Here is an 18,177-nt window from a genome sequence, read left to right on the forward strand (position 1 = left end):
AAGTCAAAATTTTTTTGGAAAAACTGAAATTAGCCCCTTTTTTATTAATTCAAGATTGTGAAAAAAACATTTGCAAATGCTATCAATTTATAGGTAAAATAATACTAATTGATGAGCTAATTCACAAATAACTCTTAGGCAAAATAAGTTGGAGGCTTTTAAAATGGAAAAAATCAAAATACCGACTGCGACTGCGAAAAGATTACCGCTATATTATCGCTATTTAATTATTTTAAATGAAGCAGGTAAAGAAAAAGTCTCATCGACTGAATTATCTGAAGCTGTTCAAGTAGATAGTGCTTCAATTAGACGTGACTTTTCATATTTTGGTGCTTTGGGTAAGCGTGGCTATGGATATGATGTAAAGAGTCTGCTTACATTTTTCAAAAAGATTCTTAATCAAGATACTCTAACTAATGTTGCCTTAGTCGGTGTTGGTAATTTGGGACATGCGCTTCTTAACTATAATTTTAAGCGGAGTAACAATATCCGTATTTCCTGTGCCTTTGATATTGACCCTAAGATTACTGGTAAAATTTTAAGCGGTGTGCCAGTTTACGAAATGAGCGAGTTGAAGAAGCAATTAAGTGATCAACAAATTACTATTGCCATTTTGACTGTCCCATCTGATTCTGCCCAAAGAACTGCCGATGATATGGTGGAAGCAGGCATTAAGGGCATCATGAACTTTACCCCTATTCGCTTATCTGCTCCAACTGGTGTAAGAATTCAGAATGTGGACTTAGCAACTGAATTACAGACATTGATTTACTTCCTTGACTCGGATAAGGGTAAGAATAGCTAGTAATAAACCTAATAATATCAACGTTTTAAATGAATTAGCACTTTGGTGAAAAAAGTGCTAATTTTTTCTTGCTTTTTTTTGGAAAAGGGGTTATTATCATATTTGTAAGTTAGCACTTGAGTAATAGGAGTGCTAATCGACAAGTAATTAAAAATGAAAATAAACAATAGGAGGGACAAACGTGTTACAACCAATTGGTGATCGCGTGATCGTAAAAGTTAAAGAAGAAGAAGAAAAAACTGTAGGCGGAATCGTCCTTGCTTCAAATGCAAAAGAAAAGCCAACAGAAGGTGAAGTTGTTGCAGTTGGTGAAGGCAGTTATGCTGACAACGGCGACAAGATTCCAATGTCTGTCAATAAGGGCGACGTTGTTCTTTACGACAAGTATTCTGGCACTAATGTTGAATACGAAGGCGAAAAATTCTTAGTCCTTCATGAAAAAGATATTTTAGCAATTGTTAAGTAATCTAAGGAGCGGATATTATGGCAAAAGACATTAAATTTTCAGAAAAAGCAAGACGTTCCCTATTAAAGGGTGTTGATAAATTAGCTGATACTGTTAAAGCAACTATCGGTCCTAAGGGTAGAAATGTTGTTTTGGAACAATCATACGGCAACCCAGAGATTACTAACGATGGTGTAACAATTGCTAAGTCAATTGAATTAAAAGACCACTACGAAAACATGGGTGCTAAGTTAGTAGCTGAAGCAGCACAAAAGACTAACGACATTGCCGGTGATGGTACTACTACTGCAGTTGTTTTAACTCAAGCAATCATCCGTGAAGGAATGAAGAACGTTACTGCCGGTGCTAACCCTGTAGGTGTTCGTCGTGGTATTGAAAAAGCAACTAACGCAGTTGTTGATGAATTACACAAGATCAGCCACACAGTTTCTTCAAAAGATCAAATCGCTCAAGTTGCTTCAGTTTCTTCAGCTTCAAAAGAAGTTGGTGACTTAATTGCTGACGCAATGGAAAAAGTTGGTAATGACGGCGTTATTACCATTGAAGACTCACGTGGTATCGAAACTGAATTATCTGTTGTTGAAGGTATGCAATTTGACCGTGGTTACTTATCACAATATATGGTAACTGACAACGATAAGATGGAAGCTGACTTAGACAATCCTTACGTTTTGATTACTGACAAGAAGATTTCTAACATTCAAGATATCCTACCTTTGTTGCAAGAAATCGTTCAACAAGGTAAATCATTATTGATTATTGCTGATGACGTTTCTGGTGAAGCTCTTCCAACTTTAGTATTGAACAAGATTCGTGGTACTTTCAATGTTGTAGCCGTTAAGGCTCCTGGTTTTGGTGACCGTCGTAAGGAACAATTACAAGATATTGCTGCTCTTACTGGTGGTACAGTAATTACTGAAGACCTTGGTCTTGAATTAAAAGACACTACAATTGCTCAATTAGGTCAAGCACGTCGTATCACTGTAACTAAGGACTCAACTACTATTGTTGATGGTGCTGGTTCAGAAGATGCTATCAAAGAACGTGAAGATTCAATCAGAAAGCAAATTGCTGATACTACTTCAGACTTTGACAAGAAGAAGTTACAAGAACGTCTTGCTAAGTTAACTGGTGGTGTAGCTGTGATTCATGTCGGTGCTGCAACTGAAACTGAATTGAAAGAACGTAGATACCGCATTGAAGACGCATTGAACTCAACTCGTGCTGCTGTTGACGAAGGTTACGTAGCAGGTGGTGGTACTGCTTTAGTTGATGTTGAAGATGCTGTTAAGGGTCTTAAAGGTGACAACGCAGATGAACAAACAGGTATCAACATTGTTTTACGTGCTTTAAGCGCTCCAGTTCGCCAAATTGCTGAAAACGCTGGTGAAGACGGATCAGTTATCTTGAACAAACTTGAAAGTCAAGATCCTGAAGTAGGTTACAACGCAGCTACTGACAAGTGGGAAAATATGGTTGAATCTGGTATTATCGATCCAACTAAGGTTACTCGTACTGCATTACAAAACGCTGCCTCAATTGCTGCTTTATTATTAACTACTGAAGCAGTTGTTGCAGAAATTCCAGAAGATAAGCCTGCAGCTGATCCTAACGCTGCTGGTGCTGGCGCTCCTGGTATGATGTAATAATTATTTTGCTGATTCAAAAGAGTCGTTCAATTGAACGACTCTTTTTTATTGCTAAGTTTTTGCTTTTCATCTTGACTTTCTCAAAAATCGTTTATGAGAAATTTGACAAAAAATGATAATAATATTAATATGTTTGCTTGTATTATATTTTTTTCACAAGAAAGGAAAGCTAATGGAATATTTATGCTTACTTGGCGTTCTAGTGATCGTTGTAGGTTTTGCCCTAGGACTAGACACAATCGCCGTTGTTGTAATTTCTGCTTTGGTATCAGCCTTAGTATCAGGAATTGATTTTGTTTCGTTTTTACGAATTTTAGGAAAAGGATTTATTGATAATCGAATGGTTTCAATCTTTTTCTTAACTTTGCCAACAATCGGAATAATTGAGAGACACGGTCTTAAAAAGGCAGCAGTTAACTTAATTAATAAGATTAAGAACTTAACACCAGGTAGAATTTTTGATATCTATACTGCAATTCGTGAGATTGCTGCACTCTTTGGTATTTCCCTTCAAGGACAAGTTCAATTCATTGCTCCTCTAATTAATCCAATGGCGCAAGCTGCTGGAAAGGTAAATGGTGAATTGACAGAATTAGAAGTTGACCAAATTAAAGGTCGTGCTGCCGCAAGTGAAAACTTTGGTAACTTTTATGCGCAGAACCTATTTATTGGTTCTTCAAGTGTATTGTTAATTGCCAGTACAATGAAATCGCTGGGTCATCCAGTTGAAACAAATTCTATTGTTATAAACACTTTGCCAATTGCGATAATTTGTTATCTTCTATGCTTAGGTTATAACCACATCTTTGATCAAAAACTAAAGAAAGCAAAGGTAAAATAAATGGAAGCGATAATTAATAATTTCTTGTTGGCTTTTTACATTATTATTGGATTATTCTTTTTGGCTGCAGCGATTGAATCATGGCGTGACCAAACAAATCCAGCTCGTTGGGGCACAGGTTTATTCTGGTTGATTTTTGCCGCACTGTTTGCTCTAGGTCAATGGTTACCTAGTGAAATCAGTGGTGGTTTGCTACTTGTGATTGCTCTGCTTTCACTATTTAAGCAAGTGCGTGTTGGTCATATTAAAGAGTTAAGTGAAAAAGTTGCTTCCGAAACGGTTAGTCGAATTGGCAACTGGATCTTTTTACCAAGTATTTTGCTAGCAATTATTGCATTAGTAATTGCACAATTTACTAAACTTGGCGGTCAAGTTGGTATTGGAATTGCAGCAGTTATTTCTTTAATTGTTGCAATGATTTTAACTAAATCAAATATTAAAGTTGCGTATGAAGATACTCAGAGAATGGTGCGTTCCGTTGGATCTGCCGGAATTCTGCCACAATTATTAGCAACATTGGGAGTTGTTTTCACTGCCTCTGGTGTTGGTCAAGCAACTTCAAAAGCAATTTCTGGACTATTTCCGGTTGGTAACCATCTATTAGGTGTTATTCTATACTGTGTAGCAATGGCATTGTTTACTGCAATTATGGGTAATGCTTTTGCAGCTTTTGCGGTAATTACAGCTGGTATCGGTATTCCATTCGTGATTGCACAAGGTGGTTCTCCTGTTGTTGTGGCTGCTTTAGGTATGACTGCAGGCTATTGTGGAACTTTGCTAACACCAATGGCAGCAAACTTTAACACTTTGCCGGTTGCATTAATGGAAATGAAAGATCCACTAGGTGTAATCAAACAGCAGTACCCAATTGCGTTAATTATGTTGCTTGTTCACATTATCTTGATGTACTTCTTAGCTTTTTAGTAGTTAGAAAAGAGAATGAAAATGAAAATTTTAGTAACAGGTTTTGATCCATTTGGTGATGATAAAATAAATCCTGCAATCGAAGCTGTTAAACGGTTAGACGATGAGATTGCTGGTGCACAAATTATTAAAGTTGAAATACCAACGGTTTTTGGTGATTGTGCCGATGTTGTGCATGATGCGATTGAACAACATCAACCAGATTATGTTTTAAACATTGGTCAAGCTGGCGGGCGTTATGCGCTAACTCCAGAACGAGTTGCGATTAACTTTGATGATGGCCGAATTGCTGATAACAAAGGCTATCAACCGATTGCGACACCAATTCATGAAGATGGTCAGAATGCGTACTTTACCCAATTGCCTGTTAAGGCGATGGTTAAAGCAATCCGTGAAGCTGGAATTCCTGCATTGGTTTCAACAACAGCAGGTACTTTTGTCTGCAACCACATTATGTATCAAGTTCAGTATATGATTGATAAGGAATTTCATGACCTTAAAGCTGGTTTCATGCATATTCCATTTTTACCTGAACAAGTCGTTGCAAGACCAGATACACCAAGCCTAAGTTTGGCTGATGATGTAAGAGGTATTACTGCAGCAATTACTGCTATCGTAGAAATGGACGGCAAAAAAGACCTTCAAAGTGTTGAAGGTCACATTGCTTAAGATTTGTTAACTAAGTTAGTAAATTGGTTTACACAATCAAATATTTGTAAAAAAAGAGATCGTTTGTTGCGGTCTTTTTTCTTTTGACAGATAGTTTAGCGTATAATGATAACAGTAACGCAAAAGAAGAAGAGGAACAAATGGCTAAAGCAAATTTAACTCCGATGATGGAGCAGTATCACGAAATTAAAAAGCAATATCCCGATGCTTTTCTTTTTTATCGCGTCGGGGATTTTTATGAATTGTTTGAAGACGATGCCGTCAAGGGTGCACAGATTCTTGAACTAACTTTAACGCACCGATCAAATAAATCAGAAAACCCAGTTCCAATGGCGGGTGTTCCTCATGTTGCTGTTGATTCCTACGTGGATACTTTGGTTGAAAAGGGTTATAAAGTAGCGCTATGTGAGCAGCTTGAAGATCCTAAAGAAGCTAAAGGGATGGTCAAACGAGGTATTATTCAACTAGTTACACCAGGAACACTAATGAACGACAAGCCAAGTGAGGCTAAGGAGTCCAACTATTTAACTTCCGTTGTTACTACTAAAAACAGCTTCGGCTTGGCCTATAGTGACTTGTCGACAGGTGAAATTTATACGACACATTTAAAAACTTTTGCGGCCGTTTCAAATGAACTACTATCCTTGCGAACTAGAGAAGTTGTTTATAATGGACACTTAAGCGACCGCGACAGTGAATTTTTGCATAAAGCTAATATTACAGTTTCAGAACCGGCTGAATTAACTGGTAATCATGCTGAAGTTTCATATGCCCAACAGAATTTAACTAACGAGGCTGAAAAAGAAGCAGTTAAGCAATTAGTCGGTTACTTGTTGCAGACACAGCGTCGCAGCTTAGCGCACTTACAGATTGCTCAGAGTTATGAAGTCAGCCAATATTTGCAAATGTCACATACTGTTCGTGACAACTTAGAACTAACTGCTTCAGCTAAAACAGGCAAAAAAATGGGCTCACTTTTTTGGGTGCTCGATAAAACTCACACTGCAATGGGTGGACGTCTTTTAAAGCAGTGGCTTGCTCGTCCACTTTTGTCGGTTAATGAACTGACTAACAGACAGGAAATGGTCCAAGCTCTCCTTGATGGTTATTTCACACGCGAAAACGTTATTGATTCGCTAAAGGGCGTCTATGATTTGGAAAGACTAACAGGACGAATTGCTTTTGGTAACGTTAACGCCCGTGAACTTTTGCAACTAGCACATTCACTTCAAGCTGTTCCCGACATTTTGACCTCTTTGGCAAATTCTGATAATCCCGTGTTACAGAACTTTGCGCAAAAGATTGATCCACTAAAAGGAGTTGCCGAGTTAATTAGTTCAACCATTGTCGAACAACCACCAATTTTGACTACAGAGGGTGGCTTGATTCGTGAAGGCGTTGACAGTCAGCTAGACCGTTATCGTGATGCAATGAATAATGGTAAAAAATGGCTAACTGAGATGGAACAGACCGAGCGTCAGAAAACTGGAATTGATAATCTGAAAGTTGGCTATAATAAGGTTTTTGGCTATTATATTCAAGTCACCAATTCAAATAAGAGTAAGGTGCCATTAGATCGTTATACGCGTAAGCAAACATTAACTAATGCTGAAAGATATATCACGCCAGAACTAAAAGAACATGAAAATTTGATTTTGGAAGCTCAAACCAAGTCGACAGAACTTGAATATCAATTATTCGTCAAATTACGTGAAGAAGTTAAAAAGGATATTTCTGCTTTACAAAAATTAGGTGCGCAGGTGGCTGAGCTTGACGTTTTTTGTTCGTTTGCGCAAGTGGCCGAAGAAAATAATTACTGTCGTCCAAGTTTCCATACAGATAATCAGGATGTGAAAGTTGTTCTTGGCCGTCATCCCGTTGTTGAAAAGGTTATGAAGTCAGGAAGCTATATTCCAAATGATATCAAGTTGGCAAATGACACCGATATTTATCTCATTACCGGACCAAATATGTCTGGTAAGAGTACGTACATGAGACAAATGGCTTTAATTGCAGTTATGGCTCAGGTCGGTTCATTTGTTCCAGCAGATAGCGCAGATTTGCCGATTTTTGACCAAATTTTCACAAGAATTGGTGCAGCGGACGACCTGATTTCGGGTCAAAGTACTTTTATGGTTGAGATGACCGAAGCAAATGAAGCCTTGCAAAACGCAACCAAAAGAAGTTTGGTTTTATTTGATGAAATTGGCCGTGGGACTGCGACTTATGACGGTATGGCCTTAGCCGGAGCAATTGTGCAGTACTTACATGATGAAGTCGGTGCCAAGGTTCTATTTGCAACGCACTTCCATGAATTAACTGCACTTGAACAGACCTTACCTCGTTTGAAGAATATTCACGTCGGCGCGACTGAAGAAAATGGTAAGTTAATCTTTTTACATAAGATTTTGCCAGGTCCAGCAGATCAAAGTTATGGTATTCACGTTGCTCAATTAGCAGGATTGCCACGTAAAGTTCTTCGACAGGCAACAAAATTACTCAATCGTTTAGAAGCACAAGGTAATGATCTGGGGCCATCTTCGGCTCAGCTTGACTTATTCTCAAGTGCTACTAGTGATGAAGGCGAAAATCCAGTTGAGACGGCTGATTCTGAAAACAAGTTAACAGATAAAGAAAAAGACGTTTTAGATGAAATTTCGAATCTCTATTTGGCTGACCAAACACCACTTCAAATAATGCAGCTAGTTGAAAACTGGCAAGAAGACTTAAAGGATGAGGACTAATCATGGGTCAAATTCACGAATTATCAGTCAATTTATCCAACCAAATAGCTGCTGGAGAAGTAATTGAGCGACCAGCAAGTGTAGTTAAAGAATTAGTTGAAAATGCAATTGATGCCGGTAGTTCACGCATTCGAATTGACTTTATTGATGCTGGCTTGAAGCAAATTGTTGTTCAAGACAATGGCTCAGGTATTCCAAGTGATCAGATTGATCTTGCCTTTACCAGACATGCGACTAGTAAAATTAATAATGAGCACGACTTATTTAACGTGGCAACGCTTGGATTTCGGGGAGAAGCATTGGCCTCGATTGCTGCTGTAAGTCATGTGGAAATTTTAACTAATTCGACGGGGACCATTGGAACTAAAGCGGAATTTTCTGCTGGCGTAAAGAAAAGTCAGGAAGATGCTGCGGCTACTAAGGGAACCCAAATAACCGTTAAAGATTTATTTTTTAACACACCTGCTAGATTAAAATACCTTCGTAGTCCGCGAACAGAAATTATGAAAATCGTTGATATTGTTAATCGAATTGCTCTTGGCTATCCAGAGATTTCGATTACTTTGATGAATGAAGGACGTTTATTGCTCAGAACAGCTGGCAATGATAACTTGAAGCAAACTGTTTCAAGTGTTTATGGCCGTTCAATTGCTGAAAAAATGATGCCATTTCAGAGCAGTGATAACGATTTTGAGATTGAAGGACTAATTTCTAAACCAGGTCTGACTAGATCAACACGCAATTTTATTTCAATCCTGCTTAACGGTCGCTATATTAATAATTTTCAATTGGCTACAGCAGTTATGGATGGCTATGGAACAAATTTGAGCGCCAAGCACTATCCAATAGCAGTGGTCAAAATAAAAGTTGATCCGTTACTTGTTGATGTTAATGTGCACCCGACTAAACGTGAAGTTCGGCTTTCAAAGGAAACTGAACTAAGTCGCTTAATTACCAATGCAATCAGTAGTGCTTTATTAGCTGATGATGTTCAGGCTGACGCGATTGAGAACTTAAATTCTTCGACGGAAGAAACTAGAATTGATCAGTTAAAGTTTAATCTTAATAAGAACGTTGTTGAAACTAAAAGACCTGAAATAACGAGTGATGAAGTTCATGAAGCTCCTGCTACTGAAATTCACCAGGAGCACAATCAACAATATGTTGATTTGAATGAACCGCGTGAAGATGATCGCTACATCATTACAAAAACTTGGAAGGAAAATGTTGCAAAGCAAGTACAACTTAGACCCTTTTCAAAATCAAAGCTGACGGAAGAAGTGATTTCAGCTGGTGACGAAGTTTTAGCAAATAGTATTCCAGAACTAAAGTTGGTTGGACAAACTAGTGTATACTTAATTGCTACTAGTGGGGATGACTTATATTTGGTTGATCAAGTTGCAGCTAGACGATTGATTTCTTTTGAAAAAATTAGGGCAGAAATGTCTGCACAACAAATCAATCAACAAGGATTATTGACACCACAAATTTTAGAGTTTGGCAGTCTGGATTTTATTCAAATAAAAGACAAGTTACCGGAAATCGAAAAAATCGGTATTTTTCTGGAAGAATTTGGGCAAGATACATTTATTTTAAGGTCGTATCCAACCTGGATTGAAGGTGACCTTGAACAGTCAATTAGATTGATTTTGGATAGCTATTTGAATGTTGACCAAAATAATTATGCAAATTTAGTTAAGCGAATAGCTGCTGATCAAGCTCAAAGAGCAGTTCCTGGACGAAAAAAATTATCAGCTGCCGATTGCAACAACATTTTGACGACCTTGCGCCAAATAGGTGATCCTTATCATGATGCAAAAGGAAACGTTGTGGTTGTGCGCTTACGTGAAAATGACTTGCGGAAAATGTTTAAAAAGGGTGAATAGTTAATGTATGAATATCTTTCTGGTGTAATCACTGTGGTGAAACCAGACTACATTGTAATTGACGTTGGTGGCGTGGGCTATAAAGTTTTTAGTCCCACTCCATTTGCGTATCAAGAGGGGCAGAAAGCGAGAGTTTTTATTGAACAAATCGTTAGGGACACTGGAATAACGCTTTTTGGCTTTCAAACTGAAGATGATAAGGGACTATTTTTGAAACTACTCAGTGTAAGTGGGATAGGACCAAAGTCGGCGTTAGCAATAATGGCCGCTGAAGACAGTAACTCACTTGCTGAAGCAATTGAACAGGGAGAAGTGAAATATCTTACTCGGTTCCCTGGTGTTGGCAAAAAGACTGCTTCGCAAATTGTCCTCGATTTAAAAGGAAAACTTGGCGATTATGTTCAGAAAATTGACAAATTTGCTGACCAAGAAGTTTCTCCAGAATTAAATGATGCACTCCTAGCATTGTTAGCACTTGGTTACACTAAGAAAGAAGTTGACCGAATCACGCCTACTTTGGCAGCTGAAAAGGAAACATCAGCTGATCAATATATTAAAAAGGGACTCGCTTTATTGTTAAAGAAGTAGTTTCTGTGATAAGTTAAACAAAAAGGAAGTGAAAATGGTAATGAATGAAGATGATTCAATTGTTTCAAGAGAAGTTCAAGGAAAAAATGAAGAGCAGACAGAGTTTTCATTGCGCCCGCAAAACCTTAAAGAATATTTAGGCCAAACAAGGGTTAAAAAGGAAATGTCTGTTTACATTGAAGCAGCAAAAAAGAGGGATGAGGCACTGGATCACGTTTTGCTATACGGTCCTCCCGGCCTTGGTAAAACTACTTTAGCTTTTGTCATAGCAAATGAACTTGGCGTAAATTTAAAAAGTACCAGTGGTCCTGCAATTGAAAAGGCAGGTGATTTAGTTGCACTATTAACTGATCTTGATCCAGGAGATATTCTATTTATTGATGAAATTCACCGCTTGCCCAAACCAATTGAGGAAGTACTTTATTCTGCCATGGAAGACTTTTATGTCGACATTGTAATTGGAGAAGGACAAACAACTCATGCTGTTCATGTGCCACTGCCACCTTTTACCTTAGTTGGTGCAACAACTTTGGCTGGCCAGTTATCCGCCCCTTTGCGAGATCGTTTTGGAATTGTTGAACATTTACAATATTATGATGTTGATGAACTTCAAAAGATTATTCAACGTTCAAGTGAAGTTTTTAATATTAAAATAGGAGATCAGGCTGCTCATGAGCTTGCTAGAAGATCGCGTGGTACGCCTCGAGTAGCCAACCGTTTATTAAGACGTGTTCGTGATTTTGCGCAAGTAAAGGGTGAAAAAGTTATATCCTATGAGACGACTAGAGACTCACTTAAACAACTACAAGTTGATGATGAAGGACTTGACCAGACCGACCGCAAGATTTTGCGAGTGATAATAGAGAGTTACCATGGTGGACCAGTTGGTGTTCGAACAATTGCCGCAAATACTGGTGAAGATGTTGAAACAATTGAGTCTTTATATGAGCCATATTTATTACAACACGGTTTTTTATTGATGACACCGCGCGGGCGCATGGTAACTGAAAAAGCATATTTGCAGCTTGGATTGCCAGTTCCGAACGAATAGTGCAAATGTTGCTTATGTTTTGTATAATATATTTTTAGATAATTAGAAATTTTAATTTGAGGAGTGTAAACGTGAATACTTTATTTTTAGCTAATGCTAATAACGGCATGAGTAGCATGTGGACAATTGTTATCTTTATTGTTTTGATAGCCTTAATGTACTTTACAATGATTAAGCCACAGAAGAAGCAACAACAAAAGAAAATGGAAATGATGAATGAACTTAAAAAGGGCGACAATGTTATCATGATTGATGGCTTGCACGGTAAAGTTGATTCTGTTGATACTAAAGATAAAACTGTTGTGATTGATGCAGATGGTATTTATTTAACTTTCAGTCGCATGGCTGTTCAACAAATTTTGCCAGATAAAACTGCATCTGCTGAAGCTCCAGCAACTGAAGAAAAAGCTGAAAAGCCAGATTCTGAAAAACAAGTTGAAGAACCAGCATCTAAGCCAGAAGAAGACAAACCTTCTAAGTCAAGTGAAGAATCTTCACCTAAAGAATAGATATAATAAAAAGTGCCCGGTAAGGCACTTTTTTTATTTATGATTATCAAAAACTGTGTTTAACTGAAAAGTAATATAAAATAAAAGTAAAGATTAATAATACTTTGAAAGGACCCTCTCATGAAAAATATTCCAGTTGTAATGATTATTTTTGGTGGTAGTGGCGACTTAGCCCACCGAAAGCTCTACCCCGCTTTGTTTAATTTATATGAGCAAGGCTTAATTCACGATAACTTTGCTGTAATTGGTACCGCTCGTCGGCCATGGTCTCATGAATATTTGCGTGAACAAGTCAGTGATGCTGTTCATGAAACCCACAGTGAAGTAAACGAAAATGATCTAGCCACTTTTGCAAGTCATTTTTACTATCAATCACATGATGTTACTAACGTTGAGCATTATGAAACTTTGAAAAATCTAGCTCAAGAACTTGATGATCGCTATAGTGCACAAGGAAATCGTATTTTTTATATGGCAATGGCTCCACGCTTTTTTGGTCAAATTGCTCAACATATCAATGATCAACATTTGACCAGTACAGGTTTTAATCGAATTGTGGTTGAAAAACCTTTTGGACGCGACTTGACTAGTGCAGAGGAATTAAATAAGCAAATCACTGCTTCATTTGATGAAGACGATATTTTCCGCATTGATCATTACCTCGGTAAGGAAATGATTCAGAATATTTTGCCACTTCGATTAACCAATCCTTTGATTAAAAATGTTTGGAACAATTCTACAATCAAAAATATTCAAGTAACATTGGCGGAACATTTAGGTGTCGAAGCGCGCGGCGGCTACTATGAAACCTCTGGTGCATTGCGTGATATGGTACAAAATCATATTTTTCAAATTATTACTCTCCTAGCAATGCCAGAGCCAAAAGATTTATCCTCAAAAAGCATCCATGCAGCTAAACAGGAATTGCTAGATAGTTTAATTATTCCTAATGAAGCAGAAATTGCTAAACACTTTGTACGAGGACAATATTTAGGAAGTGATGTGACTTTTGGTTATCGCCAAGAACCTAATGTTGCTGAAGACTCAAACACGGAAACTTTTGTCGCAGGTGAAGTAAAGTTTGGTAAAGGTCCGTTAGCAGGAATGCCAATTTACTTCAGAACTGGTAAAGAGATGCGCGAGAAAAAGAATCGTATTGATATCGTGCTGAAGCACATGTCTAACCAATACGGTCAGGCGCACTCAAATAATATAACGATTATCATTGATCCTGACATGCAAATTTATATTACGATTAACGGTAAGAAAATCAATACACCTGGGATTAGACGTGAAAATTTGGCTTATCAGTTTACCAACGAAGAGCAAGACAAGGTGCCAGATGGTTATGAACGTTTGCTCCATGATGTTTTTGTTAATGATTCAACCAATTTCACGCATTGGAGTGAATTGAAAAATTACTGGAAATTCATTGATGTAATTGAAGAAGCTTGGCAAAAAGATAACGAAAATGGTCAAGAGCCAGAACAATACCTGCCTTATCGAATGGGACCAAAAGCTGCAAACGATATCTTTGATTCGCCAACTGAACGCTGGATTTATGACTGATTATAGCGATGGTCTGCTGCCTAAAAACGATACTTCTCGTAAAATTATTCATATTGACATGGACGCTTTTTATGCATCAGTGGAGATGCGCGATAAGCCTGAATTGAAAAATAAGGCAGTCGTAATCGGACACGATCCACGTAAAAGTAATGGTCATGGTGTCGTTTCAACTGCTAACTATGTTGCAAGAAGTTATGGCGTTCATTCTGCTATGCCTTCGATTAAGGCATTTCGCCTAGTTCCGGCCGAAAAATTGGTTTTTTTGGAACCGGATTATAAAAAATATTATTCTGTTTCTGCTGAAGTTCATAAAATGATGCACGAAATGACCGACCGTGTTCAGTCAATTGCTTTAGATGAAGCGTATTTAGATGTAACTCAAAATAAATTAGGCATCAAATCAGCTGTACAACTCGCCATTGATTTACAGACTCGTGTACGGAGAGAATTAAAATTAAATTGTTCTTTTGGAGTTTCCTACAATCGTTTTCTAGCTAAAATGGGCTCAGAATATTCAAAGCCATTTGGACGAACAGTAATTTTGCCCAGTGAAGCAAAAGAATTTTTAGCTGCACAAAAAATTGGACATTTTCATGGTATTGGACCAAAAACAGAGGAAAAATTAGCTGAAATGGGTATAACCACGGGTAAAGGTTTGCAGCAGACGCATGTTCGAGATTTGATTAAAGAATTTAATCGAATGGGTTATTTGATGGCAGAACATGCAAATGGAATTGATTTATCGCGAGTTATCCCAGACGATGAATACAATCGCAAGTCAATTGGAATTGAGCGTAGTTATGAACCATGCGTTTACGATAAGCAAGTAGCCCTGACTAATCTCAGAAATTACGCTAGTGAGTTGGCAGAAAAACTTAGCTATGGAAATTTTTTTGCTAGGACAGTTGTTTTAAAAATTCGTAATACTGAATTTGAAACAATTACTAGAAGAAGCAAATTAGAACATGCCACCAATCAGGCAATTGAATTTTACGAAGCAGCCAAAGAACTTTTTGAACCACTTGCAGACAGTTTCTTAAGCGATGGAATACGACTATTAGGCATTACGGCGACTGATTTTACTGAAGCAGAATTTGAAAACGTTGACTTGAATTTATTTTCAAGTTAGGGTGTTATTTCTGTTAAACTAGTTAAAGTACTTAAGAGATCAAGAAGGAGAAGAAATGAACACTTTCCCAAAAATATATGAAAAAATCGAACAATATTCGACAATTATTTTGCACCGTCACACTAGTCCAGACCCTGACGCTCTAGGTTCTCAGGCAGGACTTGCACGGTCATTAAGACTTAAATTCCCAGACAAAAGAATTTTATGTGCAGGTGAAAATGATGAAGGTGATTTGGCATGGATTAACACCATGGACGAAGTTACTGAAGCAGATTACAAAGGTGCATTAGTTATTACAACTGATACAGGTAATACTGCGAGAATATCTAATAAGCTATACAGTAAGGGTGACTTTTTAATTAAAATCGATCATCACCCAGATGTTGAACCATATGCGGATTTAAGCTTTGTAGATGACGAAGCACCAGCTGCTTCCCAAATTGTTGCGGACTTTTTATTTGAAGAAAATCTGCCTGTCACTGCAGAAGTTGCATACCCACTTTATGCAGGTATTGTTGGTGATACTGGTCGCTTTATGTATCCGGAAACATCAGAACATACCTTCAATGTTGTTGCAAAATTGACAGCAACAGGCATTAACATTAACCAAATTGCTCGTAATATTAGTGATGTAACTTTTGCGCAGGCCAAATTACAAGCAGAAGTACTTGAATATATGAAAGTTGATCCTAGTGGCGCGGCATATGCGATTTTGACAAGGGATGCACTAGAAAAACTAGGAGTAGATTCTGATCAAGCATCATGCACTGTATCAACTCCTGGAAGAATTAAAGACATTATTGCTTGGAATGTTTTTGTTGAAAAACCAGATGGAACTTTTAGAGTGCATTATCGTTCAAAAGGTCCAATTATTAACGAACTTGCTGCCCAACATGATGGTGGCGGACACGCCTTAGCCAGTGGAGCTAATGCTAAAGACATGGACGAAGTTAAGCAAATTTTTGCTGAACTAGTTCAGGTGACTAAGGAATATCGCGAAAAAAATGAATAATATTTTTACTAATGAAAAAATCAGACCAGAGTTACGTGCTGGTTTAAAGAAAATACACTTTAGTCAGCCAACTAAAGTACAGGAAGAAGTTATTCCTGTTTTATTGGAGCGCAAAAATGTCGTTGTTCAAGCCGTAACTGGCTCAGGAAAAACGCATGCCTTTTTGGTACCAATTTTAAATGAAATTGATGAAAAACTTGAATATCCGCAAGCAATTTTGACTGCTCCTAGTCGAGAGTTATCTGAACAGCTTTATCAGGTAGCCCGTCAATTGAGGGATGCTGCTGGTCTGAATATTTCCATTGCTCACTTTGCTGGTGGTAGTGACCGTGAGCGGCAAATGAAAAAAATCAATAATCGCAATCCGCAAGTTATAATTGCCACACCAGGTCGATTACATGACTTTGTCGAGAAGAAAATTTTGTTTTTAGATCACGTGCAAGATTTTGTCATTGATGAAGCAGACATGACTTTGGATATGGGATTTTTAACTGATATTGATTTTATTGCTCAAAGGTTACCTAAGACAGCGACTTTTGCTGCTTTTTCAGCAACCATTCCAGTGAAGTTATCTAACTTTTTGCGGAAATATATGTCACAACCTGAGCAAATTGTCATCGATAATCCTGCTGTAATTTCACCTACAATCAAAAATGATTTGATTGATATTGGCGGAAAAAACCGCAAACGTATACTGTACCAATTACTAACCATGGGGCAGCCTTATTTAGCATTAGTTTTTGCAAATACTAAGCAAACTGTAGATGAGTTGACTAAATTTTTGCAGGAGCAGGGTTTACGTGTAGCTAAAATTCACGGCGGTATTACTGAACGCGAGCGGAAAAGAACTGTTCGCGAAATAAATGACGGTCAATACCAATACGTTGTTGCGACAGATTTAGCAGCACGTGGATTGGATATAGATGGTGTGAGTCTTGTAGTTAATTATGAGATACCACGTGATTTAGAATTTGTGGTCCACCGTGTTGGTCGAACAGGCAGAAACGGACTTTCGGGTCATGCAGTGACTCTTATTCGCGCTGAAGAAATGAACCGAATTGCTGGACTAGAAAAAATGGGAATTCATTTTGATTTTGTTGAAATTAAAAATGATGAACTTGTACCACGTAAGCATTATCACAGCAGAAATGAACGCAGTTCAGACTCATACACAGTTGATAATAAGGTCAATGGCTATGTTAAAAAAGCCAAAAAGAAGCGTAAGCCTGGTTATAAAAAGAAAATTAAGCGTGTGATTCAACAAGATAAAGCGCAAAAAAATAAAATTGAGCAGCGTCATAAGATTCGCAAAGCAAAACAACAGCGCAAGCGAAAACGTGATAATAACTCATAGATTTCAAGCAAAAGCCTTAAAAACGGCTTTTGCTTTTTTCTTTTTCACTAATTAAGCATAAGAAGAATATTATCTAAATAAAGAATAATTATTAACAATTCCTTATAAATGTTTTGTATGATAGCGGTTTAACTGCTATATTTGTTTATTGTATTATAAGAAAAAAGTGTGGTGAAGCAATTAAGTAGAACTAAAAATGATAGTTGATTAAAAGATAGTTTGGAGGAAATAAGAATGGCTACAATAAAGTTTGAAGAGGTTTTAAAGGGAGATCTTTCAAAGAGTATTGTCAGAAAATACACCGTAATTGATTTTTGCAAAAAGGCTGGAATTGAACGAGGTTCTTTTTATCAGCGCTATGGAAATATTTGTGATTTGTTTGCATCTGTAATGGTTTTACAAGTACGAAGAACTCTTCGCGGCTTGGAAAAAGAATCAATCGAAGCAATGATTTTCAGAATGCTTGAAAAGGTTAGAGCTAATAAATTTTATTTCTTAAACATAATCCTAATCTCGAAAGACTCACGAGTTTTTTATGATGTTCTGCGAAAAGAAATTGCTCTTGCAATAGAAAATTATATGCGGCCACGAGGAGCTTTTTCTGTTAGACAGGTAGAGCTAGTTGCAAATGGAATTTATGCAATTACGTACTACTGGATTCTAAGTGAATGCAAACATGATATTCGAGACGTTTATCAATGTATCTGTCTCCTGCTTAAAAATATAAATAAAACCAAAAAAGTGTCTCTAAGTAGCCACATAAATTAGAATGTTAGAAATAACATTCTTTTTTTATAAAAAAAGACTTGCCAAAAAGAGAAATAGTTGCTAGTATTAATAACTGTCGTCAGGACATAGGGCACAACAGCTCGAGCGATTGAACGACAAAAAAATCAAACAAAACCAGTTGACAAAAGTTAGCAGGTTTAGTAAGATAACACACGCTGCTAAGGCAAGTCGAAGATAGCGGTCAGAAAAAAG

The 18,177-nt window shown here is 37.4% G+C and carries 16 protein-coding genes; all 16 read left to right on the forward strand.

Annotated elements, in window-relative coordinates; all coding sequences use genetic code 11:
• Positions 1-163 precede the first annotated feature (163 nt).
• The 16 genes from H3R25_RS07785 (at position 164) to H3R25_RS07860 (ending at position 17,964) form a co-directional block, all read left to right on the forward strand.
• On the forward strand, positions 164-805 hold the full coding sequence (locus tag H3R25_RS07785; protein ID WP_109715705.1) for a redox-sensing transcriptional repressor Rex: 642 nt from the start codon (positions 164-166) through the stop codon (positions 803-805).
• 181 nt (positions 806-986) lie between these two features.
• Entirely contained in the window at positions 987-1,271 is a 285-nt protein-coding gene (groES, locus tag H3R25_RS07790) for a co-chaperone GroES (protein WP_046307385.1), read from the forward strand.
• 17 nt (positions 1,272-1,288) lie between these two features.
• The gene (groL, locus tag H3R25_RS07795; RefSeq protein ID WP_109715704.1) at positions 1,289-2,917 is read left to right on the forward strand and encodes a chaperonin GroEL; all 1,629 of its coding nucleotides are present in this window, start codon (positions 1,289-1,291) and stop codon (positions 2,915-2,917) included.
• A 175-nt stretch (positions 2,918-3,092) separates the two neighbouring features.
• On the forward strand, positions 3,093-3,761 hold the full coding sequence (locus tag H3R25_RS07800; protein WP_198194879.1) for a DUF969 domain-containing protein: 669 nt from the start codon (positions 3,093-3,095) through the stop codon (positions 3,759-3,761).
• Positions 3,762-4,685 carry a DUF979 domain-containing protein gene (locus H3R25_RS07805; RefSeq protein ID WP_109715703.1) on the forward strand — a complete coding sequence of 308 codons (924 nt, stop codon included), beginning with the start codon at positions 3,762-3,764 and terminating at the stop codon, positions 4,683-4,685.
• 21 nt (positions 4,686-4,706) lie between these two features.
• Positions 4,707-5,354, forward strand: coding sequence for a pyroglutamyl-peptidase I (gene pcp, locus H3R25_RS07810; protein ID WP_198194880.1), 648 nt, complete (start codon positions 4,707-4,709; stop codon positions 5,352-5,354).
• A gap of 164 nt (positions 5,355-5,518) precedes the next feature.
• The gene (mutS, locus tag H3R25_RS07815; RefSeq protein WP_198194890.1) at positions 5,519-8,098 is read left to right on the forward strand and encodes a DNA mismatch repair protein MutS; all 2,580 of its coding nucleotides are present in this window, start codon (positions 5,519-5,521) and stop codon (positions 8,096-8,098) included.
• Positions 8,099-8,100: 2 nt separating this feature from the next.
• Entirely contained in the window at positions 8,101-9,984 is a 1,884-nt protein-coding gene (gene mutL, locus H3R25_RS07820) for a DNA mismatch repair endonuclease MutL (RefSeq protein WP_198194882.1), read from the forward strand.
• A 3-nt stretch (positions 9,985-9,987) separates the two neighbouring features.
• Positions 9,988-10,572, forward strand: a complete 585-nt coding sequence (gene ruvA / locus H3R25_RS07825; protein ID WP_074426260.1) for a Holliday junction branch migration protein RuvA — start codon at positions 9,988-9,990, stop codon at positions 10,570-10,572.
• Between the two features lie 34 nt (positions 10,573-10,606).
• Positions 10,607-11,623, forward strand: coding sequence for a Holliday junction branch migration DNA helicase RuvB (gene ruvB, locus H3R25_RS07830; protein ID WP_046307375.1), 1,017 nt, complete (start codon positions 10,607-10,609; stop codon positions 11,621-11,623).
• A gap of 71 nt (positions 11,624-11,694) precedes the next feature.
• Complete coding sequence (yajC, locus tag H3R25_RS07835) at positions 11,695-12,132, forward strand: preprotein translocase subunit YajC (RefSeq protein WP_074426259.1); 438 nt, start codon at positions 11,695-11,697, stop codon at positions 12,130-12,132.
• A 120-nt stretch (positions 12,133-12,252) separates the two neighbouring features.
• Entirely contained in the window at positions 12,253-13,701 is a 1,449-nt protein-coding gene (gene zwf / locus H3R25_RS07840) for a glucose-6-phosphate dehydrogenase (RefSeq protein ID WP_198194884.1), read from the forward strand.
• Entirely contained in the window at positions 13,694-14,830 is a 1,137-nt protein-coding gene (dinB, locus tag H3R25_RS07845; protein WP_232354587.1) for a DNA polymerase IV, read from the forward strand. The genes zwf and dinB overlap by 8 nt, the downstream gene beginning before the upstream one ends.
• A gap of 55 nt (positions 14,831-14,885) precedes the next feature.
• Complete coding sequence (locus tag H3R25_RS07850) at positions 14,886-15,842, forward strand: bifunctional oligoribonuclease/PAP phosphatase NrnA (RefSeq protein WP_198194886.1); 957 nt, start codon at positions 14,886-14,888, stop codon at positions 15,840-15,842.
• A complete protein-coding gene (locus tag H3R25_RS07855; protein WP_198194888.1) occupies positions 15,835-17,196 on the forward strand; it encodes a DEAD/DEAH box helicase in 1,362 nt (453 codons plus the stop codon). The genes H3R25_RS07850 and H3R25_RS07855 overlap by 8 nt, the downstream gene beginning before the upstream one ends.
• Positions 17,197-17,430: 234 nt before the next feature.
• Entirely contained in the window at positions 17,431-17,964 is a 534-nt protein-coding gene (locus H3R25_RS07860; protein WP_074426254.1) for a TetR/AcrR family transcriptional regulator, read from the forward strand.
• Positions 17,965-18,177 lie beyond the last annotated feature (213 nt).

It is taken from the genome of Lactobacillus sp. M0390 (assembly GCF_016102085.1).
In the GTDB taxonomy this organism is placed as follows: Bacteria; Bacillota; Bacilli; order Lactobacillales; family Lactobacillaceae; genus Lactobacillus; species Lactobacillus apis.

Excerpts from the sequence above, each read along its gene's own strand:
- H3R25_RS07785 (WP_109715705.1), top strand. The coding sequence starts at position 164 with ATGGAAAAAATCAAAATACCGACTGCGACTGCGAAAAGATTACCGCTA.
- groL (WP_109715704.1), top strand. The coding sequence starts at position 1,289 with ATGGCAAAAGACATTAAATTTTCAGAAAAAGCAAGACGTTCCCTATTA.
- H3R25_RS07800 (WP_198194879.1), top strand. The coding sequence starts at position 3,093 with ATGGAATATTTATGCTTACTTGGCGTTCTAGTGATCGTTGTAGGTTTT.
- H3R25_RS07805 (WP_109715703.1), top strand. The coding sequence starts at position 3,762 with ATGGAAGCGATAATTAATAATTTCTTGTTGGCTTTTTACATTATTATT.
- pcp (WP_198194880.1), top strand. The coding sequence starts at position 4,707 with ATGAAAATTTTAGTAACAGGTTTTGATCCATTTGGTGATGATAAAATA.
- mutS (WP_198194890.1), top strand. The coding sequence starts at position 5,519 with ATGATGGAGCAGTATCACGAAATTAAAAAGCAATATCCCGATGCTTTT.
- mutL (WP_198194882.1), top strand. The coding sequence starts at position 8,101 with ATGGGTCAAATTCACGAATTATCAGTCAATTTATCCAACCAAATAGCT.
- ruvA (WP_074426260.1), top strand. The coding sequence starts at position 9,988 with ATGTATGAATATCTTTCTGGTGTAATCACTGTGGTGAAACCAGACTAC.
- ruvB (WP_046307375.1), top strand. The coding sequence starts at position 10,607 with ATGGTAATGAATGAAGATGATTCAATTGTTTCAAGAGAAGTTCAAGGA.
- zwf (WP_198194884.1), top strand. The coding sequence starts at position 12,253 with ATGAAAAATATTCCAGTTGTAATGATTATTTTTGGTGGTAGTGGCGAC.
- dinB (WP_232354587.1), top strand. The coding sequence starts at position 13,694 with ATGACTGATTATAGCGATGGTCTGCTGCCTAAAAACGATACTTCTCGT.
- H3R25_RS07850 (WP_198194886.1), top strand. The coding sequence starts at position 14,886 with ATGAACACTTTCCCAAAAATATATGAAAAAATCGAACAATATTCGACA.
- H3R25_RS07855 (WP_198194888.1), top strand. The coding sequence starts at position 15,835 with ATGAATAATATTTTTACTAATGAAAAAATCAGACCAGAGTTACGTGCT.
- H3R25_RS07860 (WP_074426254.1), top strand. The coding sequence starts at position 17,431 with ATGGCTACAATAAAGTTTGAAGAGGTTTTAAAGGGAGATCTTTCAAAG.